The sequence below is a fragment of the Streptomyces sp. NPDC048441 genome, from assembly GCF_043200235.1.
Taxonomy (GTDB): domain Bacteria; phylum Actinomycetota; class Actinomycetes; order Streptomycetales; family Streptomycetaceae; genus Streptomyces.
Window position 1 is genome coordinate 74757 of sequence record NZ_JBICXM010000018.1, and the last position, 21230, is coordinate 95986.

The 21230-nt window shown below is 70.0% G+C and carries 21 protein-coding genes; 15 read left to right on the plus strand and 6 right to left on the minus strand.

What is annotated here, in order from left to right; translation table 11 throughout:
• Positions 1 to 13 precede the first annotated feature (13 nt).
• Complete coding sequence (locus ACGFSB_RS33480; RefSeq protein ID WP_393407375.1) at positions 14 to 832, minus strand: SigB/SigF/SigG family RNA polymerase sigma factor; 819 nt, start codon at positions 830 to 832, stop codon at positions 14 to 16.
• Between the two features lie 515 nt (positions 833 to 1347).
• Here ACGFSB_RS33480 and ACGFSB_RS33485 point away from each other — a divergent pair.
• From ACGFSB_RS33485 to ACGFSB_RS33500, 4 genes are all read left to right on the plus strand, one after another.
• Positions 1348 to 1551 (plus strand): cold-shock protein, encoded by a 204-nt coding sequence (locus ACGFSB_RS33485; RefSeq protein WP_249591397.1) that lies wholly within the window; start codon positions 1348 to 1350, stop codon positions 1549 to 1551.
• Between the two features lie 305 nt (positions 1552 to 1856).
• A complete protein-coding gene (locus ACGFSB_RS33490; RefSeq protein WP_393407181.1) occupies positions 1857 to 3395 on the plus strand; it encodes a DEAD/DEAH box helicase in 1539 nt (512 codons plus the stop codon).
• An 82-nt stretch (positions 3396 to 3477) separates the two neighbouring features.
• Entirely contained in the window at positions 3478 to 3786 is a 309-nt protein-coding gene (locus ACGFSB_RS33495; protein ID WP_393407184.1) for an SCO5918 family protein, read from the plus strand.
• A 442-nt stretch (positions 3787 to 4228) separates the two neighbouring features.
• Positions 4229 to 4567 (plus strand): MerR family transcriptional regulator, encoded by a 339-nt coding sequence (locus tag ACGFSB_RS33500; RefSeq protein WP_393407186.1) that lies wholly within the window; start codon positions 4229 to 4231, stop codon positions 4565 to 4567.
• Between the two features lie 31 nt (positions 4568 to 4598).
• On the opposite strand, the gene ACGFSB_RS33505 is transcribed toward ACGFSB_RS33500, so the two are convergent.
• Positions 4599 to 5183: a PAS domain-containing protein gene (locus tag ACGFSB_RS33505; RefSeq protein ID WP_393407377.1), complete on the minus strand. Its 585-nt coding sequence runs from the start codon at positions 5181 to 5183 to the stop codon at positions 4599 to 4601.
• Between the two features lie 176 nt (positions 5184 to 5359).
• Here ACGFSB_RS33505 and ACGFSB_RS33510 point away from each other — a divergent pair, with 176 nt between their 5' ends.
• Positions 5360 to 8608 carry a bifunctional cytochrome P450/NADPH--P450 reductase gene (locus ACGFSB_RS33510; RefSeq protein ID WP_393407188.1) on the plus strand — a complete coding sequence of 1083 codons (3249 nt, stop codon included), beginning with the start codon at positions 5360 to 5362 and terminating at the stop codon, positions 8606 to 8608.
• A 14-nt stretch (positions 8609 to 8622) separates the two neighbouring features.
• Here the strand turns inward: ACGFSB_RS33510 and ACGFSB_RS33515 are convergent, their stop codons facing one another.
• Complete coding sequence (locus tag ACGFSB_RS33515) at positions 8623 to 9192, minus strand: PadR family transcriptional regulator (RefSeq protein ID WP_393407190.1); 570 nt, start codon at positions 9190 to 9192, stop codon at positions 8623 to 8625.
• Between the two features lie 76 nt (positions 9193 to 9268).
• On the opposite strand from ACGFSB_RS33515, the gene ACGFSB_RS33520 reads away from it, so the two are divergent.
• Positions 9269 to 9661 (plus strand): nuclear transport factor 2 family protein, encoded by a 393-nt coding sequence (locus ACGFSB_RS33520; RefSeq protein WP_393407192.1) that lies wholly within the window; start codon positions 9269 to 9271, stop codon positions 9659 to 9661.
• Positions 9662 to 9674: 13 nt separating this feature from the next.
• Here the strand turns inward: ACGFSB_RS33520 and ACGFSB_RS33525 are convergent, their stop codons facing one another.
• Positions 9675 to 10691, minus strand: a complete 1017-nt coding sequence (locus ACGFSB_RS33525) for a LysR family transcriptional regulator (protein WP_393407195.1) — start codon at positions 10689 to 10691, stop codon at positions 9675 to 9677.
• Positions 10692 to 10800: 109 nt separating this feature from the next.
• Between ACGFSB_RS33525 and ACGFSB_RS33530 the strand changes: the two genes are divergently transcribed.
• The 4 genes from ACGFSB_RS33530 (at position 10801) to ACGFSB_RS33545 (ending at position 15058) form a co-directional block, all read left to right on the plus strand.
• Positions 10801 to 11496, plus strand: coding sequence for a type 1 glutamine amidotransferase domain-containing protein (locus tag ACGFSB_RS33530; RefSeq protein WP_393407197.1), 696 nt, complete (start codon positions 10801 to 10803; stop codon positions 11494 to 11496).
• 4 nt (positions 11497 to 11500) lie between these two features.
• On the plus strand, positions 11501 to 12058 hold the full coding sequence (locus ACGFSB_RS33535; RefSeq protein WP_393407200.1) for a TetR/AcrR family transcriptional regulator: 558 nt from the start codon (positions 11501 to 11503) through the stop codon (positions 12056 to 12058).
• Positions 12059 to 12210: 152 nt separating this feature from the next.
• Entirely contained in the window at positions 12211 to 14541 is a 2331-nt protein-coding gene (locus ACGFSB_RS33540) for a molybdopterin cofactor-binding domain-containing protein (protein WP_393407202.1), read from the plus strand.
• Between the two features lie 40 nt (positions 14542 to 14581).
• Complete coding sequence (locus ACGFSB_RS33545; protein WP_393407204.1) at positions 14582 to 15058, plus strand: (2Fe-2S)-binding protein; 477 nt, start codon at positions 14582 to 14584, stop codon at positions 15056 to 15058.
• Here the strand turns inward: ACGFSB_RS33545 and ACGFSB_RS33550 are convergent.
• Positions 15033 to 16253 carry an MFS transporter gene (locus ACGFSB_RS33550; protein WP_393407207.1) on the minus strand — a complete coding sequence of 407 codons (1221 nt, stop codon included), beginning with the start codon at positions 16251 to 16253 and terminating at the stop codon, positions 15033 to 15035. The two genes, ACGFSB_RS33545 and ACGFSB_RS33550, sit on opposite strands and share 26 nt — an antisense overlap.
• A 133-nt stretch (positions 16254 to 16386) precedes the next feature.
• On the opposite strand from ACGFSB_RS33550, the gene ACGFSB_RS33555 reads away from it, so the two are divergent.
• Positions 16387 to 16785, plus strand: coding sequence for a MerR family transcriptional regulator (locus ACGFSB_RS33555; RefSeq protein ID WP_393407209.1), 399 nt, complete (start codon positions 16387 to 16389; stop codon positions 16783 to 16785).
• 1 nt (position 16786) lies between these two features.
• Here the strand turns inward: ACGFSB_RS33555 and ACGFSB_RS33560 are convergent, their stop codons facing one another.
• The gene (locus tag ACGFSB_RS33560; RefSeq protein ID WP_393407211.1) at positions 16787 to 17485 is read right to left on the minus strand and encodes a TetR/AcrR family transcriptional regulator; all 699 of its coding nucleotides are present in this window, start codon (positions 17483 to 17485) and stop codon (positions 16787 to 16789) included.
• Between the two features lie 127 nt (positions 17486 to 17612).
• Here ACGFSB_RS33560 and ACGFSB_RS33565 point away from each other — a divergent pair, with 127 nt between their 5' ends.
• The 4 genes from ACGFSB_RS33565 to ACGFSB_RS33580 are packed head-to-tail and all read left to right on the plus strand — an operon-like array spanning position 17613 to position 21213.
• Complete coding sequence (locus ACGFSB_RS33565; RefSeq protein ID WP_393407213.1) at positions 17613 to 17774, plus strand: hypothetical protein; 162 nt, start codon at positions 17613 to 17615, stop codon at positions 17772 to 17774.
• Positions 17771 to 18835: a UDP-glucose 4-epimerase GalE gene (gene galE / locus ACGFSB_RS33570; RefSeq protein WP_393407215.1), complete on the plus strand. Its 1065-nt coding sequence runs from the start codon at positions 17771 to 17773 to the stop codon at positions 18833 to 18835. The genes ACGFSB_RS33565 and galE overlap by 4 nt, the downstream gene beginning before the upstream one ends.
• Positions 18836 to 18880: 45 nt before the next feature.
• Entirely contained in the window at positions 18881 to 20254 is a 1374-nt protein-coding gene (locus tag ACGFSB_RS33575; protein WP_393407218.1) for a UDP-glucose dehydrogenase family protein, read from the plus strand.
• A complete protein-coding gene (locus ACGFSB_RS33580) occupies positions 20251 to 21213 on the plus strand; it encodes a UDP-glucuronic acid decarboxylase family protein (protein ID WP_393407221.1) in 963 nt (320 codons plus the stop codon). Before ACGFSB_RS33575 ends, ACGFSB_RS33580 begins: the two co-directional genes overlap by 4 nt.
• The last annotated feature ends 17 nt before the right edge of the window (positions 21214 to 21230 follow it).

The window sequence follows — 21230 nt, forward strand, 5'->3', positions numbered from 1 at the left end:
GAACAAGTCTCGGCTACCGCTTGCCGTCGACGAGTGCACCTCGCAGACATCCGAGGACGCGGGTGAGGATGCGCGAGACGTGCATCTGGGAGATGCCGAGCTCCTCGCCGATCTCGCTCTGCGTCATGTCGGCGGAGAACCGCAGCGAGAGGATCGTGCGCTCGCGTTCGGGGAGCGCGGCGATGAGCGGCTTCAGGGTGTGCAGGTCCTCGACCTTGTCCAGCTCGGGATCGCGGTAGCCCACGTGGTCGGCCAGCGTGTCCTCGGAGTCCACGCCGTCGGCCGGAAAGTCCAGCGAGGCCGTGGTGTAGCCGTTGGCGGCGGTCAGCCCCTCGCTGATCTCGGCCTCGGCCAGGTCCAGGTGCTCGGCGAGTTCGGCCGTGGTGGGGGCATGTCCGTTGACCTGCTCGAGGTCGGTGGTGGCCTTGACCAGGTCCAGGCGGAGTTCCTGCAGTCGGCGTGGCACGCGCACGGCCCAGGTGGTGTCGCGGAAGAAGCGCTTGATCTCGCCCATGATCGTCGGCAGCGCGAAGGTGGGGAACTCCACGCCCCGCTGGAGGTCGAAGCGGTTGATCGCCTTGATCAGACCTACCGTGCCGACCTGGGCGACGTCTTCGTACGATTCGTCGCGCGGGCGCATCCGGTGGGCCGCGTACCGCACGAGGTTGAGGTTCAGCTCCACCAGCGAATTGCGTACGTAGGAGTGCTCGGGCGTGCCTTCCTCCGCCTCGTCGAGGCGGGCGAAGAGCGCATTGGAGAGCGCGCGGAGCTCGGCCGTGCGCCGGCCGCAGTGGGGGTCGGGGCCGACGGTATGTCGCTCGGCGGACGACATCGCGGGTGCTGGACTGTTGCTTGCCGAGGCCACCATCGTCACTCCCGCAGCAGAGGGCACTCTCCGGGTGAGAGCGCGCTGTGCACCGGCTCATACCCCCCATCTCCCGTTACATTCCCGTGACTTGACGCTCCGTACGGGACGATCTCTCGGGGGACTCGCCCTGGTCTGTCCGTCGGTCCGCCTCGCGTCCGGCTCCTGCCGCAGAAACGCTGCGTTTCGAGGGAACCAATATGTGTGTCCGCCGTGGGAGATATCAGCGCGACGCCCTCTGAGAGTTTCTCGCGCGACAGACGAAGTGGAATTCCTTACCCCGCACAGCCGACCACACCGTGCTACTGTCGATCTCAGTTGCAGTTGTGGTTCCCAAAAACTTCAAGTGCCCTCACCGTGTGTTTCTCTCCCGGTGGGAGCACTTTTGTATTTCCGGGTCATTTTTTCCGGCGGGGTAATCATCGCGGCGACGCGGAGTCCGCACAGTGCGGCTCCGGGCTCTGCCCCGAAGGAGATTTGACATGGCTATTGGCACCGTGAAGTGGTTCAACGCTGAAAAGGGCTTCGGCTTCATCGAGCAGGACGGCGGCGGCCCCGACGTCTTCGCCCACTACTCGAACATCGCCGCCCAGGGCTTCCGTGAGCTCCAGGAAGGCCAGAAGGTGAACTTCGACATCGCCCAGGGCCAGAAGGGCCCGACGGCCGAGAACATCGTTCCCGCCTGACGCTCACGCGTAACTTCGCAGCTGGGGCCCGCACCTTGGGGTGCGGGCCCCAGCTCGTTGCATTTTTCGCACCACCCAGGGCTGCGGACCCGCCGCGCGAACATCTCTCCATCGAACTCGCGTATTCCCGCATTCCGCTGTCCCCGGCTGTCCGGAACGTCACTCGTTCCCGCGCATCGGCCCGCAGATCATCTGCCGTTGGCCGTATTCGCCCCCGCATTCTCCCGGCCCGTTCTCGTGATTCTCCGCGCTGTGCACTCGCTGCGGAAATTCCTTGGTACGTGCCGCATCAAGGAAGGTTCCTCATGAACCGCACACGCACGAATGATCGCTACTCCCGTACCCGCTCCGGCGGTTCCGGCTCGGGCTCCGGTTCCGGCGCCGGAAGGGGCGGTGGCCGCTACGGCGCCCCGTCCTCCGGCGGCCGCTCCGGCGCCCCGAGCCGCTCGGGTGGCTACGGACGCCGAAACTCCGCTCCCCAGGGCGAGTTCGCCCTGCCGGTCACGGTCACCCCGGCGCTCCCGGCCGTCGAGGCGTTCGCCGATCTCGCGATGCCGGCGCCGCTCCTCGCCGCGCTCGGCCGCGAAGGCGTGTCCGTGCCGTTCCCGATCCAGGGTGCGACCCTGCCGAACTCCCTCGCGGGCCGTGACGTACTCGGCCGTGGCCGCACCGGTTCGGGCAAGACCCTCGCCTTCGGCCTCGCGCTCCTCGCCCGTACGGAAGGCCAGCGCGCCGAGCCGCGGCAGCCGCTGTCCCTGGTCCTCGTCCCCACCCGCGAGCTGGCCCAGCAGGTGACCGACGCGCTCACGCCGTACGCCCGCGCCCTGAAGCTGAAGCTCGCCACGGTGGTCGGCGGCATGTCGATCGGCAAGCAGGCCGGTGCGCTGCGCGCCGGAGTGGAAGTGGTCGTCGCGACTCCCGGCCGCCTCAAGGACCTCATCGACCGCGGTGACTGCCGCCTGAACCAGGTCGGCATCACCGTCCTCGACGAGGCCGACCAGATGGCCGACATGGGCTTCATGCCCCAGGTCACCGCGCTGCTCGACCAGGTGCGCCCCGAGGGCCAGCGGATGCTGTTCTCGGCCACGCTCGACCGCAATGTCGACCTGCTCGTCCGTCGCTACCTGTCCGACCCGGTGGTCCACTCCGTCGACCCGTCCGCGGGCGCGGTCACCACGATGGAACACCACGTGCTCCACGTGCACGGCGCGGACAAGCACCAGGCGACCACCGAGATCGCGGCCCGCGACGGCCGGGTGCTCATGTTCCTGGACACCAAGCACGCCGTCGACCGGCTGACCGAGCACCTCCTGAACAGCGGCGTCCGCGCCGCCGCCCTGCACGGCGGGAAGTCCCAGCCGCAGCGCACCCGGACCCTGTCCCACTTCAAGACCGGTCATGTGACGGTGCTCGTGGCGACCAATGTCGCGGCCCGCGGGATCCACGTGGACAACCTCGACCTGGTCGTCAACGTCGATCCGCCCAGTGACCACAAGGACTACCTCCACCGTGGCGGCCGTACGGCCCGTGCCGGTGAGTCCGGCAGCGTCGTCACCCTGGTGACGCCCAATCAGCGGCGCGACATGAGCCGCCTGATGGCCGCCGCGGGCATCACCCCGCAGACCGCCCAAGTGCGCTCCGGCGACGAGGAGTTGAGCCGCATCACCGGCGCCCAGGCTCCTTCCGGCGTCCCGGTCACCATCACCATGCCGGCATCGGAACGCCCCCGCCGCAGCGCCTCCTCCACGCGGGGCCGTCGCAGCCGCAGCGCCCAGGACCGGCGCACCGACCGGGCTCCGCGCCGCGCGGCTCAGGGTCCTTCCTCCTCCAGCACGGCGGCCTAAAGGCCCTAGTTCCGTCTCGACCGCAGGACTCACCTACCCTGCAGGTCTGCCAGTCGGCCCTTCTCCTCACCTGTGAGGCATCATGCGCTGCGTCATCGCCCGTTTTCCGTTCGACCTCACCAAGAGCGGGGTGCTGGATTCGATGAAGGGCATCAAGCCCGAGCCCATCACGGGCGACTCCGTGATCGTCGGCCGCCGCCACTACCCCATCAAGCAGGTGGGCGCGGTGATCACCCGACAGGACCGTCGCGACTTCACGGCCGCGGAAGTCACCCGCGCCATGACGGCACTCGGCTTCACCTGCCGCACCCCGTCCGAGGAGCCGCCCATGCCGGCCCTCACCCCGCTCGAGAACGCGTCGGCGCTGCTCGGCGCGTCCACTCCCGTGTAGCGAATCCCGTGTAGCGAACAACAAGAAGGGCCCTGTCGGCACACGCCGACAGGGCCCTTCTCTGCGTCCACCGCCCCGGGGAGGGGCAGATAATCTCTCCCTCAAGCTCACCGAAATCTATGCCCGCCAAGGTAGACATTGAACGGTCACATGGTTAAGGTTTCTCTCGTATCCAGGACCCGAGGAAGAACGGAGGGAGCAGACGCCATCAGGATCGCCCGGCCCGAGATCGATTCGGCCCGGGTACCGCAAGACCCCGGATTGGAAGGTGGTCCTCGGTCACGTATCAGCGATCCCCGCTCGCCCGCCCTGTTTCGGGGCCGACCGGCGGAAACAACAGGTCGGCGCAGCAGTAGCGCCGACAGATGGTGTTGAATTTCCTTCGGGGCCCTGGTGCCATACGGCACCAGGGCCCCTCGACGCGTTCGCACAACGAGGTGACATGACTGCAGATACCCCGCTTAGTGGTCGTCTTGACGACGACGACTACCCCGCCTACACCATGGGGCGGGCCGCCGAGATGCTCGGCACCACACCCGGCTTCCTGCGGGCCATCGGCGAGGCCCGCCTGATCACTCCGCTCCGCTCGGAAGGCGGGCACCGGCGCTACTCCCGCTACCAACTGCGGATCGCCGCCCGCGCCCGCGAACTCGTGGACCAGGGAACCCCGGTCGAGGCGGCCTGCCGCATCGTCATCCTCGAGGACCAGCTCGAGGAGGCCCAGCGCATAAACGCCGAGTACCGCCGCACCGAGGCCAAGCGGAACGACGGGCCGCACTGAGCCGGCCGGGCAGCATCGCCGGGCAGCACCTCTACGCGACAGGCGGCCACACTCCCGGGGCGAGAACCCCCAGCGCGTACGCCCGCGCCACCAGCTCCGTCCTGTTCGCCGCGCCCCAGCGCTGGGTCAGACGGCGCAGGTGGTAGTTGACTCCGTCCACGGTGAGGCCCGTTTCCTTGGCCGCCCGTGCCGTGGTGGCGCCGCCGGCCAGGAGCGCCAGGATGCGGGCCTCGGCAGGGCCGGCCGCGGGCTCGGCGGCGGCCGGGGCGTGGGCCGGGTCCTCGCCGAGGACCCGGAGCAGCACAAGGAGGCCGGGGGCCTCGTCGACCGTGTCGCTCACCGGCTCCGCAGTCAGCTCGCCGTGCCGCCGTACGCCGTCTGCCGCAGCCCAGTGCACGGCGACCGGATAGCGCGAGCGGTGCCCGAGCCGCAGCGCCTCGGCGATCCGCAGGACCTGAGTCTTCTCCTCGGGGCGGAACAGCTCCAGCACGTTGCGGCCCCGCAGGGTGCCGGACGTCTCGCCCCACTCCGCCGCCATCGCCGGATTGGCCAGGATGATCGCCCCGTTGGCCTCGCACACCGCGACCGGCATCGGGATGCGGTCGAAGAGCGTCATGGCACGGTTGCGCCACAGCACGGAATCCAAGGTGCGGCCTTTCCGGCGGAGTCAGTCAAGAGCGGGACATCATGGAGCACTACACAATCATGTAGTGGCGCGGCGTGGACCCGCGGGGACCTGCGGCCAAGCTGGGGAGCAGTGACTTCCGTACGGCGAAAGGCAGTTGTCGCGCCATGCCCCCCACCACCACCGCACCGCTCCCCCAGGACATCGATGGCGTTCCGCTGATCGACATCTCCGGCACCGGGCCCGGCTCCACACCGCTGCAGCAGGTCATGCGGCTGGTCCGCCGCCACGGGCCCGTGCTGCGACGGCGGCTGCACGGCCGCGACGCGCTGTTCGTCAGCGATCTCGATCTCGTGACCGAGCTCGCGGACGAGACCCGCTTCGCCAAGCATGTCGGCCCCGCCCTGGAGAACGTGCGCGAGTTCACCGCCGACGGTCTTTTCACCGCGTACGACGAAGAGCCCAACTGGGCCCGCGCGCACGACATCCTGATGCCCGCGTTCGCGCTGGGTTCGATGCGTACGTACCACCCGGTGATGCTGCGCGTCGCCCACCGTCTGATCGAGTCGTGGGACCGCGGTGCGCGGGACGCGCGGCCCGTGGACGTACCGGGCGACATGACCCGGATGACCCTGGACACGATCGGGCTCGCCGGGTTCGGCTACGACTTCGGTTCGTTCGAGCGGGCCGAGCCGCACCCCTTCATCGACTCCATGGTCCGCTGCCTGGAGTGGAGCATGACGCGGCTGAGCCGTACGCCGGGCAGTGACCACTCGGCGGCGGACGCGGCCTTTCGGGCCGATGCCGAGTATCTGGCCGAGGTGGTCGACGAGGTCATCACGGCGCGTGCGGGCGGGGATGCGCCGGGTGCCTCAGGTGCCTCAGGTGCCACAGAGGATCTGCTCGGGCTCATGCTCAGTGCCCGGCACCCCGGCGACGGCACGAAGCTGGACACCGCCAATATCCGCAACCAGGTCATCACGTTCCTGATCGCGGGGCACGAGACGACATCCGGCGCGATGTCGTTCGCTCTGTACTACCTGGCCAAGCATCCCGCCGTGCTGCATCTCGTACAGCGCGAGGTCGACGCTCTCTGGGGCGATGCGGCCGACCCCGAGCCGACGTTCGAGGACGTCGGGCGGCTCACCTACACCCGGCAGGTGCTCAACGAGGCGCTGCGGCTGTGGCCGACAGCCGCCGCTTTCGGCCGCCACGCCCGCGAGGACACGCTCCTCGGCGGCCGTATCCCGCTGCGCGCGGGGCAGGGTGTCACCGTCCTGACGCCGATGCTGCACCGGCAGCCCGTGTGGGGCGACAATCCGGAGCTGTTCGACCCGGAGCGCTTCACGCCGGAGGCGGAGGCCGCACGCTCGCCGCACGCGTTCAAGCCGTTCGGCACCGGTGAACGGGCCTGCATCGGACGGCAGTTCGCGCTGCACGAGGCGACCATGCTCCTCGGGATGCTGGTCCACCGCTACCGGCTCCAGGACCACGCCGACTACCGGCTGACCGTGAAGGAGACGCTCACGCTCAAGCCCGACGGCTTCACTCTCACCCTGAGGCCCCGCACAGCCGCCGACCGCGTGCACGGCGAGCTGCCGGGCACGACGTCCGCGCACACGGTGGCGGAGCCCGACGCCACCGCGCTGCCCGCGCGGGTCAAGACCGGCACCCGCGCGCTCTTCCTGCACGGCAGCAATTACGGAACCTGCCGGGACTTCGCCGCCCGACTCGCCGACGAGGCCGCGTCGGTGGGCTGCGAAACGGAGATCGGGGCCCTTGACGAGTACGCCGGAGCACTGCCCGCCGACCGTCCGGTCGTCATCACCGCAGCCTCGTACAACGGCCGCCCCACCGACGACGCCACGGTGTTCGCCTCCTGGCTCGACGGCGCCCCCGCGGCCTGTGCCGACAACGTCACGTACGCCGTCCTCGGCGTGGGCGACCGGAACTGGGCCGCCACCTATCAGCACGTCCCGACCCGCATCGACGAGCGGCTCGCGGAGCTTGGCGGCACCCGGCTCCTGGAGCGCACGGCGGCCGACGCATCGGGTGATCTGGGCGGCGCTGTAAGGGACTTCACATCCCGGCTGCGTACGGCGCTGCTTGAGCGGTACGGCGATCCCGGCACACTGGACGCCTCCGGCCCCCGCGACCTGACGAACACCGCGCCCTTTGACGCGTATGAAGTCCGCGAGCTCACCGGCGGTCCACTGGACGCGCTCGCCGCGCGGCACGGGCTCGTGCCCATGACCGTCAGCGAGGCGCACGACCTCACCGCGCCCGGCCATCCCCGCACGAAGCGGTTCGTACGGCTCGCTCTGCCCGAGGGCATGACCTATCGCACCGGCGACCACCTCACCGTCCTGCCCGTCAACGCCCCGGCCGTCGTCGAGCGAGCCGCAGCGGCGTTCGGCGTGGACCCGGACACCGTCATCGACATCCGCGCGAGCCGTCCGCGCCGCGACGGCATCGCGGTGGACCGGCCGCTCACCGTGCGCCAACTCCTCTCCCACCACGTCGAGTTGCAGGAGCGGCCCACCGCCGGACAGCTGGCCGCACTCGCCGCCGCCAACCCCTGCCCGCCGGAGCGGGCGGCTCTCAGCGCCCTGGCCGACGACGAGAGGGCCCGAACGGCCGACGGACGCACGCTGCTCGAACTGGCCGAGGGCCACGCCGCCTTGCGCGGAGCCCTGGAGTGGCCGCGGCTGCTCGACGTGCTGACGCCGCTGCGCCCCCGCCACTACTCGGTGTCCTCGTCACCCGCCGTGCGCCCCGGCCACGCCGACCTGATGGTCTCCCTCCTCCAGGCCCCGGCCCGCTCGGGGAACGGGCGGTTGTACCGGGGGACGGGTTCCGCCTACCTCAACGGAGTACGCCCCGGCGACACCGTCCTGGCCCGTGTCCAGCCGTGCCGGGAGGCCTTCCGTATCGACCACGCGGATGCGGCGCCCGTCATCATGGTCGCCGCGGGCACTGGCCTCGCCCCGTTCCGAGGCACCATCGCGGACCGTGCGGAGCTTGCCGCCCAGGGGGCCCAACTCCAGCCCGCTCTCTGCTACTTCGGGTGCGATGCCCCGGACGCCGACTTCCTGCACGCGGCGGAGCTGCGCGCCGCGGAGGCCGTGGGGGCGGTCTCGCTGCGTCCCGCCTTCAGCGCATCCCCTGTCGACGGCGTGGCCTTCGTCCAGCACCGCATCGCCGCCGAGGCCGACGAGGTGTGGGAGCTGCTCGCCGCCGGGGCCCGGGTGTACGTGTGCGGCGACGGCTCACGCATGGCACCGGGCGTGCGGGACGCCTTCCGCGCACTGCATCAAGGCCGTACGCCGGGGGCCACGGAGGCGGATTCCGAGAAGTGGCTGGGCGAGCTGACCGCAGAGGGGCGTTACGTGGAGGACGTGTACGCGGCCGGGTGAGGCAGGTGAGCCGCTCACGCCGGGTCCGCGTGGTCGAAGCGCCGGGCGAGGATCTCCAGGACCCGCTCGCCCCAGCGCAGGATCTCCTCCTCCAAGGACCGGCCCGCCATCAGGGTGAGGTAGGGGCCGATGCGCTCGGCGTCGCGCAGGTACTCCTCCTCGTCGCGGTCGCCGAGGAGGTGGAGGCGCAGCCGTTCGTACCGCGCGAGCTTGCCGCGCGCCCACTCCATGCGCTCCTCGATCAGCGCGCGGGTGGCGTCCGGGTCCCCGCCGTCCATGGCCTGCACCTTGACCATGAGCTCGTCCCTGATGGCGATGGGCCGGGGCGGCTCGGCGGCGAAGGCCCGCAGATCACGGCGTCCCGCGTCGGTGAGCGTGAACATCCGCTTGTTCGGCCTGCGTTCCTGCCGCACCACGCGCGCCTCGATCAGGCCGTCGCCCTCGAGTCGCTCCAGCTCGCGGTAGAGCTGCTGGGGAGTGGACGACCAGAAGTTCGACACGGACACGTCGAAGATCTTGGCCAGGTCGTAGCCGGACGACTCGCCCTCCAGGAGCGCCGCGAGCACCGCGTACTTCAGAGACATCTGGACACCGTACACCGATGTGATTAGTCTCCATCACACCTACTCAACAAATTGACTAATCAGGTGAGGTGTGGATATGCAGGCTTTCCGCAAGGCCGTCGAGGCCGGCGATCACGCGGCCATCGAGGCGCTCCTGTCCGATGACGTCGTCTTCACCAGCCCGGTCGTGTTCCGGCCCTACCCCGGCAAGACGACGACCGCCGCGATCCTGCGCGGTGTGACGCGGGTCTTCGAGGATTTCCGGTACGTACGCGAGATCAATGACGCCGGAGGCCGCGATTCCGCACTCGTCTTCGAAGCCCGGGTCGGCGACCGGCAGATCACTGGCTGCGACTTCCTCCACCTCGACGAGGACGGACGGATAGACGAGTTCATGGTGATGGTCCGCCCCTTGTCGGCCGCCCAGGCACTTGCCGCGGCCATGGGGGCCCAGTGGGAGCAGATCATGCGGGACGCGGCGGGCGAGTAGGCGGTGCGCGCGGCTACCAGCCGCGGGCGGACTGAATGAGGTGGTCGCGTACGAGGGCGACGTGCGGATTGTCCGCCGATCCGGGCCGCTGGACCAGGTAGCCGGTGTTGATCGGGGCGTCCTCGGGGTCGTGGAGCAGGGCCAGCGTGCCCGCGGCGAGCGCGTCGCGGCACAGATAGTGGGGAAGGACCGAGAAGCCCGCGCCCGCGATGACGGCCGCGAGGACGCCGCGCAGGTCGGGGACCGTGACGGAGGCTTCGCAGGTCAGCCGCTTGCCGAAGACGTGCCGCCAGTAGCGGCGGGCGATCGGCAGGTCATCGGCGTAGGTGACCAGCGGTACACCGTGCAGCGCCCCGGGGCCTTCGGCGGTGATCCGCCGGTCACCGCCGATGCGCTCGGCCCACGAGGGGGCCGCGACCAGGACGAACTCCTCGTCGGCCAGTGCTACGGAGCTCAGGGATCGCCCACGGGGGCGGGCCGTGGCGATCACCAAGTCGTGGCGTCCCGCCCGCAGCTCGTCCAGGAGCGGATCGGTCAGGCCGGTGGTGACGCGCAGCCGGACCCCCTTCTCGACCAGCGGTGCGAGCGCGGGCAGCGCGCAGTGGCAGAGCATCTCCGCCGGGCCCGCCAGATGGACGGGCCCCGCGGGGGCACCGTCGAGCGGGCCACCGTGTCCGGTGACGGCGGCGAGGGCGTCCAGCGGGTCGACGACGCGGGCTGCGAGCGCGTCCGCGAAAGGGGCGGGGGCGACACCACGCGGCAGCCGCTCGAACAGCTCCCGGCCGACCTGCCGCTCCAGGGTGCGGATCTGCGTGGTGACGGTGGGCTGGGAGAGGCCGAGCAGGCGGGCCGCGGCCGTGAAGGATCCGGACCGGTATACAGCGAGGAACGTACGCAGCAGATTCAGGTCCAGCGGGCCCCCGGCGGCGGCCTGCGCCACGGCGGCCCCATCCGGTGCGGCCACGGCTGCTCCATCCGGTGCGGCGTCCGGCGTTATTCCTCTCGATCCATCGGAATCCCTATCTTCCATATGGGTCAGCCTATTGGATTTCGTTGGGCAGGCCCGCCTACCTTCGAGGACAGCACCGACTGACGCTCTGAGCACAGAACGTCAGAGATTCCAGCCTCGGAGAGACACCATGTCCAAGATCCTGTTCGTCGTGACCGGCGCCGACCACTGGACGCTGGCCGACGGCACGCAGCACCCGACCGGCTTCTGGGCCGAGGAGGCCGTCGCGCCGTACGAGGCGTTCAAGGCCGCCGGGCACGAGATCGTCGTCGCGACTCCCGGCGGTGTCGTGCCGACCGTCGACCAGGCGAGCCTCGCGCCCCAGTTCAACGGCGGCCAGGAAGGCGCCGACAAAGTCGCCGCGACCCTCGCGGAGATCAGCGAGTTCCTTCAGCCGCTCAAGCTGGCGGAGGTCGACCTCGCCGACTACGCCGCCGTCTTCTACCCCGGCGGCCACGGCCCCATGGAGGACCTCGCCGTCGACGACGAATCCGGCAAGCTCCTCACCGCCGCCCTGGACTCCGGAAAGCCGCTCGGCGTCGTCTGCCACGGCCCCGCGGCGCTGCTCGCGGCCACCAAGGCGGACGGTTCCAACGCGTTCGCGGGGTACGAGGTGACGGGCTTCACCAATGTGGAGGAGACGCAGTCCGGCTTCGCCGAGAAGGCCAAGTGGCTGCTCCAGGACCGCCTTGTAGCGGCGGGCGTCGACTTCCAGGAGGGCGACCCGTGGGCCCCGAAGGTGGTCGTCGACCGGAACCTGATCACCGGTCAGAACCCGGCGTCCGCAGCCCCGTTGGCAGCAGAGATCGTGAAGAAGCTGGCCTGACCTCATGAGCACCGACCGGCTCGACGAGGTCCTCGACGCCACGTACGACTCGCTCACGCGGTACGGAGTGCGGCGCACGACGATGGACGACATAGCCTCCACGATGGGCGTGTCCCGGTCAGCGGTCTACCAGTACGTCCGCAACAAGGACGATGCCTTCCGCAAGCTCGCCGAGCACCTGCACACCGAGGCGCTCGCGCGGGCCCGGCAGGCTGCCGAAGAGGACGCCTCCGGCGCCGAGCGCATCCGGGGCGTCCTCGAAGCCAAGCTCGACCTGGTGCTCCGGCTGGCCGGGGACTCACCGCACTCCGCCGAACTCCTCGACGCGAAGGCACGCCTCTTCGGCGACATCTGCCACGGCTTCACCGGCTCCCTGCGGCGCCTCCTCATCGACCTGTTCACCGAAGCGGGCACCGCCCCCGGCGTGCGGCCCGCGGAGGCCGCCGACAGTTGCATCGCCCTGGTCATCGGCCTGGAATCCGCGTCCGACGGCCGACGTCTGTTCGGCCCCGCGACGGACGCGCTCCTGACCGGGCTCCTGGCCACGAGCCGGCTGCCCTGAGCTTCCAGCCACTCCTTCCAGCCACCTACTGTGGCGGCTCTGTGCAGTTTCCACCCTCGCCGTGCTCCTCTCGGCCGCCGCGTCATAAGCTGCCCGGTCGATCAACGGAACGACACCGTCCACGTCGTTCACGTTCCCCGGGAGGAGCACACATGGCAGAACAACGCCGTTCGGCTGCGGAGGCAGAGGAGGCCGGGCCCGAAGGGCCCGGCCGCCGCAAGGTGCTCGCGTATCTCCTCGCCGCACCGACGCTGGCCGTCGGCGTGCGACTCGGGGTCGACTCGGCGGGCGAGTCGGCCGAGGCCGTGGTGCCGTCTCCTCCGCAGCCCGAGAACCTGCTCGACCTCGGCGATCTGCAGAACCTGGCGGCGGCGCCGACATCAGGCCTGATCGCGGTCCAGGTGCACAGCGACGGCACGGCGTCGTTCGCCGTACCGCGGGCGGAGGTGGGCCAGGGCATGACCACGGCGGTCGCGATGATGATCGCCGAGGAGATGGACCTGCCGCTCACCAAGGTCAAGGTCACCCTTGCCGACGCACGACCGGAGCTGATGATGAATCAGCTGACCGGCGGCTCCAACTCGATGCGCAGCATCTACCGGCCCGTGCGCGTCGCGGCGGCCGTCGCCCGCCAGCGACTCGTCTCAACAGCCGCCGGGCAATGGAGTGTCGCCGCGTCCGAGCTGACCACGAAGGACGGTGTCATCTCGTACGGCTCCACGAAGAGCGCCACGTACGGATCGCTGGCGAAGGCAGCGGCCAGTACGCACGTCGTCGCGGCATCGGCCCGCTTGAAGGACCCTGGCGAGTTCACCGTCATCGGCACCCCGCAGAACCGTATCGACGCGCTGGCCGCCGTGACCGGCCGCAAGACGTACGGCATGGACCTCCAGGTCCCCGACGCCAAACCGACGATGGTGCGCAGGCCACCGACCGTCAACGGCACCGTCGTGTCCGTCGCCAACGCCGCCGCGGTGCGCGCCATGCCGGGCATCACCGATGTCGCGACCATCAAGCACGGTGTGGCGGTACGCGGTGAGACGTTCGGTCAATGCATCGACGCGCTACGGGCGTTGGAGGTGACCTGGGGGCGCGGCACCGTGGACGGGGAGTCGGACGACACCGTGCTCGCCAAGCTGAAGAAGGCGGCGATCCCCCTCGTCGTCCCCCCGCTCCTGACGAAGAAGGTCGAGGCCGAGTTCACCTTCGCGTTCGCCAGCAACAGTCCGCTGGAGCCGGACAACGCGATCGCCGATGTGCGCTCCGACCGTGCCGAGATCTGGTCGAGCCTCAAGGTGCCGATCGTGGCGCAGCGAGAGATAGCCACTCAACTCGGGCTGCCCCAGGGGGCTGTGACCGTGCATGTGGTTGAGGGCGGCGGGTCGTTCGGGCGGCATCTCTTCCACGACGTGGCCGCCGAAGCCGCCGAGATCTCGCAGAAGATGGGCAAGCCGGTCAAGCTCTCGTGGTCCCGTACGGACAACTTCCGGCAGGGCCGCACCCACCCCATGTGCGTCTCGCGGGTGCGCGCCACGTACGCCCTCGGGAATGTCCTCAGCTACGAGCAGCGGCACACCAGTTCACAGACGGACTTCGGTCATGGCCTCGGTGAGGTGCTGACGTCGACGGCCGCGAAGCTGCCCGTGGTGGGCAATCCGACGTTCGCCCAGACCATCTTCCAGCTCACTCAGTCGTCGCCCTATCACTTCGGTGCCACCACACAGCTCCTGAACGAGGTGCCGCTGAAGTTCAACACGGGCAGTATGCGCAACATCTACTCCCCGAACGTGGCGTGTGCCAGGGAGCTCATCGTCGACCGCCTCGCGGCGAAGATGGACAAGGACCCCGTGGAGTTCCGCCGCGAGTTCCTCAAGGAGGAGCGGCTGCGCGCTGTTCTGGACAAGGCCGCCGAGGTCGGTGAGTGGGGCAGGTCGCTGCCCTCCGGTGTTGCCCAGGGGATCGCGCTGCACGCCGAGTACCGGGGAGCGGTCGCTACGCTCGTCGAGATCGACTGCCGCCCGGAGACGGTGAACCGCAAGGTCAGGGACGGAGTCACCGGGCCGCGCGTCACCAGGGCGCTGATGGTCGTGGACGCGGGCTTCGCCATCAACCCCCGCGGCATCGAGGCCCAGATGATGGGCGGTCTGAACGACGCCCTCGCCATGGCGCTCACCTCCAGCCTGCACATCAAGGACGGCCTTCCGCTCGAGGGCAGCTGGGACAACTACTTCTACACGCGGCAGTGGAACACCCCGCCGGAACTGAAGGTCGTCGTGATGGGCACGACCACCGGAAAGCCCGCCGGTGTGGGCGAGTTGGGGGTCGCGCCCGCGTTCGCGGCCATCGCCTGCGCCTACGCGCGCGCCACCGGGACGATGCCGACCAGCTTTCCCGTCAACCACGGCACGCTCAGCTTCGAACCGCTGCCGGTCGAGCCGTCCACGCCGCAGTCCCCGACCGACGGTCTCGACCGTGCCTACTGAGGCCGTACCTACCGAGGCCGTACCTACCGAGGAGCACTCCGTGCCGAGCCACACCTTCAAGCTCAACGGCGAACAGATCACCGTCGAGGCCGATGACGACGTACGCCTTCTCTGGGTGCTCCGCGATCTGCTCGGCGTGACCGGGCCGAAGTACGGCTGCGGTCTGGGCGTCTGCCAGGCGTGTACGTCACACATCAACGGCAAGGCGTTCAACCCCTGTTCGGTGCCGGTGTCGAAGATCGCCGCCGATGACGAGGTCACCACGATCGAGGGCCTGCCCGGCACCGTCGGCGAGGAGCTGCACCCGATGCAGGAGGCCTGGCTCGACCTCGACGTCTCGCAGTGCGGGTACTGCCAGCCGGGGCAGATCATGGCCGCCGTCGCCAAAGTGCGGCAGGCCGCCGCCGCTGGTCGTGAGATCAGCGACGGCGACCTGGACGAGATCCGCAACATCTGCCGGTGCGGTACGTACACCCGGATCCGCGAGGCCATCAAGGCCGGGGCGAAGCGGATGTGAGGGCGGGGAACCCGTGCCTTCGGGCGGCGGTCACCACGATGAGGACCGGCACCAGGAGCGCGAGCACGCTCCAGGGGAAGGACTCCGAGCCGAGCTGTCCGAGCAGGATGCCGCCGACGACTCCGCCTCCTGCCATGGCCGCGTTCCACAGGGTGACGAGCATGGCCTGCGCCGCGTCCGCCGATTCGCCCCCCGCGTCACCGACGGCGGTCTGCAGGAGCGTGGGCGCACCGCCCCAGCCGAGTCCCCACAGCGTCACGGCCGCGTAGACCAGGGCGGAGCTGTCGGCGAGCACCGCCAGGATCGCCGCCGCCACGGCGACCAGGAGGGCGCTGGCGATGGTGAGCGTACGTAGCCTGCGGTGGATGTGTGCGCCCACGATCCAGATGCTCACGAGGGACGCGGCGCCGAAGACCAGGAGGACCAGGTCGATGGAGCCGCCCATGCCCAGGTGGTCGAGGAACGTGGCGATGTACGTGTAGAGGATGGTGTGAGCGAGGACGAAGACGAGCGTGACGGTCAGTACGGGCGTCACGCCGGGGATGCGCAGGGTACGCAGGACCGGGGTGCGGCCCTCACGGCGCTGACCGGGGTGGTCGGGGACGGTCGCGGTGATCCAGGCGAGCAGGGCGACGGTGAGCACGGTCATGATCAGGAACGCGGAGCGCCAGCCGATCGCCTTGCCCAGGAAGGTCCCCGCGGGCACGCCGAGCGACAGGGCGACCGGGATGCCCGCCATGGCGATGGCGATCGCCTTGCCCTGCAGATGGGCGGGGGCGAGGCGGCGCGCGTATCCGGCGAGCAGCGCCCAGGCGAGGCCCGCCGCCACTCCGGCGACGAACCGGGCCGCCATGGTCAGGGGGTAGTAGCCGGAGACCGCGGTGACGGTGTTGGCGACGGCGAATCCGGCCATCGCGCTCAGCAGCAGCCGCTTGCGCCGCCATCCCGCGGTGGCCGCGGTCAGGGGGATGGCGGTGAGGGCGGTCCCGATGGCGTAGATCGTGACCGTCTGCCCTGCCGCGGACTCGCCGACGGCCAGGTCGGCGCTCATCGCGGGCAGCAGGCCCGCGGGCAGGGTCTCGGTGAGGCTGGTGATGAAGACGGCGGTGGCGAGGGCGAGAAGCGCGGCCAGGGGCAGCTTCTGGTTCCCGGACGCGCCCCGGGAACCCACGAGTTGTGTGGTGTGGTTGCTCATGCGGCTATGCTCGAACCCTCACATTGATGTGAAGGTCAAGCGATGATGTGCGTGCAGGTCAAGCGATGATGCGCGTGCAGGTCGGGCGATGGTGTGCGTGCAGGTCGGGCGAGAGGCTGCGGGGTAGATCCAGATGCGTATCGGAGAGCTGTCGGAGCTCACCGGAACACCCCGGCGACTGCTGCGCTACTACGAGGAGCAGGGCCTCATCATGGCCGAGCGCTCCGCGAACGGCTACCGCGAGTACGACGAGCGCTTCGTAGACCGGGTCGTACAGATCAGGGGGCTGCTCGACGCGGGACTTCCCACCCGCATCATCAAACAGATCCTCCCGTGCCTGGACAAGCCCCGGACCATCTACTTCCCGGACGCGACACCGGAGATGATCGCCACGCTCGAGCACCAGCGCGACCGCATGAGTGAGCGCGTCGAGTGCCTGACCCGCAACCGCGACGCCATCGCGGAGTACCTCGACGCGGTGCGGGACGGCAATCCGCCGGACCGGGCGCCCCAGGATTCCGCGGTGACATGATTCATGACCCGAGCAACGCGTCGAGCCCCTCGGCCAGTTGACGGGGTCCGCCCTGCCCGTCCATGGAGATGGCGGTAGCCCGCAGCCGGGGGAAGTCCTGCGCGGCCATGCGGTGCAGGCCGAGCCGGAACGCCGGGTCCGGTTCGCCCGGCGCGTCGTCCATGGCCCGCAGTTCGACCAGGAGGTAGCCGAGCAGCCACGCCGTGAACGCACGGTGCAGCCGCACGGTGCGGTGGTCGTCGAGGCCCGCTTCGTGGAGCAGCGCGAGGATGCGCTCGTCGCTGCGGAGCACGGCCGCGGGGCGGCGGGCCAGCGGGGTGGAGAGCAGGCGGGTGGCGAGCAGCGGGACCATGTTCGGGTGGCGGAGGGCCACGCCGTAGGTGGCGAACGCGATGCGGCGCAGCTCCACGCGCCAGTCCGGCACTGGAGGCTTCGTGGCCAGGTCGTCCTCCAGCTCCTGACAGAACGCCTCGACCAGGCCGTCGAGGAGCGCTGCCTTGCTCGACGCGTACCGGTACAGGGCCATCGCCTCTACGCCGAGTTCCGCGCCGAGCTTGCGCATACTCAGGCCGGAGAGTCCGTCACGGTCGACGACTTCCAGGGCCGTGGCCAGCACGATCTCCCGGCTGAGCCGTCCGTAGCGCCCTCTGTCGCTGGCGCGCCGGCCTCGGGCCGGGGCCGCCTCTTTCTCTTTCGGCATGTCCGCCGCCTCCGCCTTTCTGGCCCTCCTCTTGACCTCGGAGGACATTGGGTACAAAGTCGTACATATACAACGTAAACGTACGTAGGTAGCGTACAGCGTCGAGACCCTTCAGGAGCGTCTCGCCATGACGCACAGCGAGCCGATATCGGCGGATCAGGTCCATGTGGAGCGCGAGCTCGAGCTGCCCGCGCTCCCCCGGCCCTACCGGGCCCTCATCGCGGCGATCGACGCCGAGGCGCACGGGGACGGACCGCAGCCGCCGTGCTGGGCCGGTGAACGGCCATGAGCGCTCCCTCCACCATCCTCGTCACCGGCGGTGCGGGCTTCATCGGAAGCCACACCTGCGTGGAACTCCTCGACCACGGCTACGAGTTGATCGTGATCGACGACTACTCCCACAGCACCCCGCAGGTCTTCACGCGGGTGGAACGAATCGCCGACCGTTTCGTCGGCGCCGTCTATGAGCTGGACATCCGTGATCGGCGCGCCCTGTCGGCCGTATTCGACCGCCACTCTGTGGACGCCGTTGTGCACTTTGCCGCGCACAAGGCCGTGGGCGAGTCGACGCGGATGCCCATCGAGTACTACGACACCAACGTCGGCGGCACGACGGCACTGCTGCGGGCCATGCACGAACACGAGGTGCACCAGCTGGTGTTCTCCTCGTCCTGCTCGATCTACGGCGACGCGGGGCGCGGGCCGCTCGACGAGTCGACGCCCGCACGGCCCACCAATCCGTACGCCGCGTCCAAGTGGATCTGCGAGCAGCTCCTCGCCGATGTGTGCGCACGCCTGCCGGGGTTCACCGTGCTCGCCCTGCGCTACTTCAACCCCGTCGGCGCTCACCCCAGCGGGCTCCTCGGTGAGGATCCGGGCGGGGTCCCCGACAATCTGATGCCGTACGTCGCGCAGGTCGCCGTCGGGCGGCGCGAGCGGCTCCCCGTGTTCGGTGACGACTACGCCACTCCGGACGGCACGGCGATCCGCGACTATCTCCACGTCATGGACACCGCGGAGGCACACCGCATCGCCCTCGACCATCTCGCCGACGGTCCTGGTATGCGGGTGTTCAACCTCGGTGTCGGCACCGGCCGTTCGGTCCTCGACGTCATCTCCGCGTTCGGCGCGGCCTGCGGCAGGACCATCCCGTACCAGATCATGCCGCGCCGCCCCGGAGACGTGACCGAACTGGTCGCCGACGCGAGTGCCGTGGCGCGCGCCTGGGGCTGGCGCCCCACCCGGGACCTGCACGACATGTGCCGGGACGCATGGCGGTTCCAGCAGCTCAACCCGCACGGTTACGCCGGTTCCAACCACCACCCGAACGGCAAACGGCCGGGCCCGTGAGACACGACCCAGCACGACCCATCACGACCCGTAAGGAGCGATGTCATGCGGATGACGGTGATCGGCACCGGATACGTAGGAACGGCGCACGCCGCGTGCATGGCCGACATCGGCCACCAGGTCCTCGGCGTCGACATCGACGCCGACCGGATCGCCTCCCTGGCAGCAGGCCGGGCACCCATCCACGAGGACGGCCTGGACGAACTGCTCGCCAGGACCCTCGCATCGGGCAGGCTGCGCTTCTCCACCTCGCTCGCCGAGGGCGCCGCGTTCGCCAGGACCCACTTCGTGTGCGTGGGCACCCCGCAGCTACCCGACAGCAAGGCCGCCGATCTCCGGTACGTCGACGCCGTCGTGGACGGTCTCGCCTCGCATCTGCGCCCTGGCAGCCTGATCGTGGGCAAGTCGACCGTGCCGGTGGGGACTGCGGCCAGAATCTCCGAGCGCCTCGCCGATATGACTCCGGGTACGGAGGTCGCCTGGAACCCCGAGTTCCTGCGCGAAGGAGCCGCGGTCCAGGACACCATGCGGCCCGAGCGACTCGTCGTGGGTGTCACATCGCGGCACGCCGAGGGTGTGCTGCGGGCGGTCTATGCGCCGATGATCCTCGCGGGGGTGCCGTTCTTCGCCACCGATCCGGCGACGGCCGAGCTGGTCAAAGTGGCGGCGAACTCCTTTCTCGCCACCAAGATCTCCTTCATCAACGCGATGGCCGAGGTCTGCGACGCCGCGGGCGCCGACGTGTCCCTCCTGGCCAGGGCCATCGGCGCGGACTCCCGGATCGGCCCCCGTTTCCTCGAACCGGGCCTCGGCTTCGGCGGCAGCTGCTTCCCCAAGGACATCCGGGCGTTCGCCGCCCGCGCCGAGGAGATCGGCGCCGGTGAGGCGGTGGTGTTCCTGCACGAGGTCGACCGGATCAACACCCGCCAGCGGCAACGCACCGTCGACCGGGCACGCGGGCTTCTCGGCGGCTCCTTCACCGGGTGCAGGATCGCCGTGCTCGGCGCGGCGTTCAAGCCGGGCAGCGACGACGTCCGCGACTCGCCCGCCCTGGTCGTGGCGGCGACCTTGCAGCAGCAGGGCGCGGCGGTCCGCGTGCACGACCCGGAGGCCATCGACACCGCGCGCGCCGTCCATCCGGAGCTGGCCTACGCCCTGGACGTCGACAAGGCCTGCGAGGACGCGGACCTGGTCCTGCATCTCACCAACTGGCCCCAGTACCAGGACATCGACCCGGCGGCACTCGCAGAGCTTGTGCGCTCCCCCGTCCTGTTCGACGCCCGCAACTGCCTCGACCCGCGGTCCTGGTCGGCGGCCGGCTGGGCGGTGCACGCACCGGGCCGCCCGCGGCTCTCCCAGGCCATTCCTGCTGAGGACCAGGTGGACCGAGTAGCCGCGCTCACCGGAGGTGCGTCATGAGGGTCGTGGTGACGGGCGGCGGCGGATTCATCGGATCCCATCTGTGCGAGGCCCTGCTGCACAGAGGGGACACGGTCCACTGCCTGGACAACTTCTGCACCGGTGAGCCGGAGAACGTCTCCCACCTGCTCGGCGAACCCCGCTTCCACCTCGTCCACGCCGATGTGACCGCGCCGTTCGACGTGCCGGGCCCCGTGGACGCCGTCGCCCACCTCGCGAGCCCCGCGTCACCCCCCGACTACTACCGGCTCGCCCTGGAGACCCTGGCCGTCGGCAGCCACGGCACCGAGAACGCCCTGCGCCTGGCCCAGCGGCACGGCGCCCGCTTCCTGCTCACCTCGACCAGCGAGGTCTACGGCGATCCGGAGGTCCACCCGCAGCCCGAGGAGTACTGGGGCAACGTCAATCCGGTCGGCCCGCGCAGCGTCTACGACGAGGCGAAGCGGTACGCGGAGGCGCTCGCCATGGCCTACCGGCGCAGCCTGGGCGTCGACGTGGGCATCGTACGGATCTTCAATACGTACGGCCCGCGGATGCGCCCCCACGACGGACGCGTGGTCTCCGCCTTCATCCGCCAGGCCCTGGCGGGCCGCCCGCTCACGCTCTTCGGCGACGGCAGCCAGACCCGCAGTTTCTGCTACGTCGACGACCTCGTCCGGGGTCTGACGGCGATGCTCGACAGTGACCTCAGCGGTCCGGTGAATCTGGGCAACCCCAGCGAGCGCACAGTCCGCGAGCTCGCGGAACTCGTCCTGCGCCTCACCGGATCGCCCTCTCGGATCGCCTACCGCCCGCTGCCCGTCGACGATCCGGCCCGCCGCCGCCCGGTGATCAACCGGGCCGTGGAACAGCTCGGCTGGGTGCCCCACGTGCCCATCGAGGAAGGCCTGCGGAGCACAGTGGCGTGGTTCAACGCACGCTCCGGACCACGGAGCGCACCCGTGCCGGTGGAGGCCTGATCCCCATGGGAGGGAAA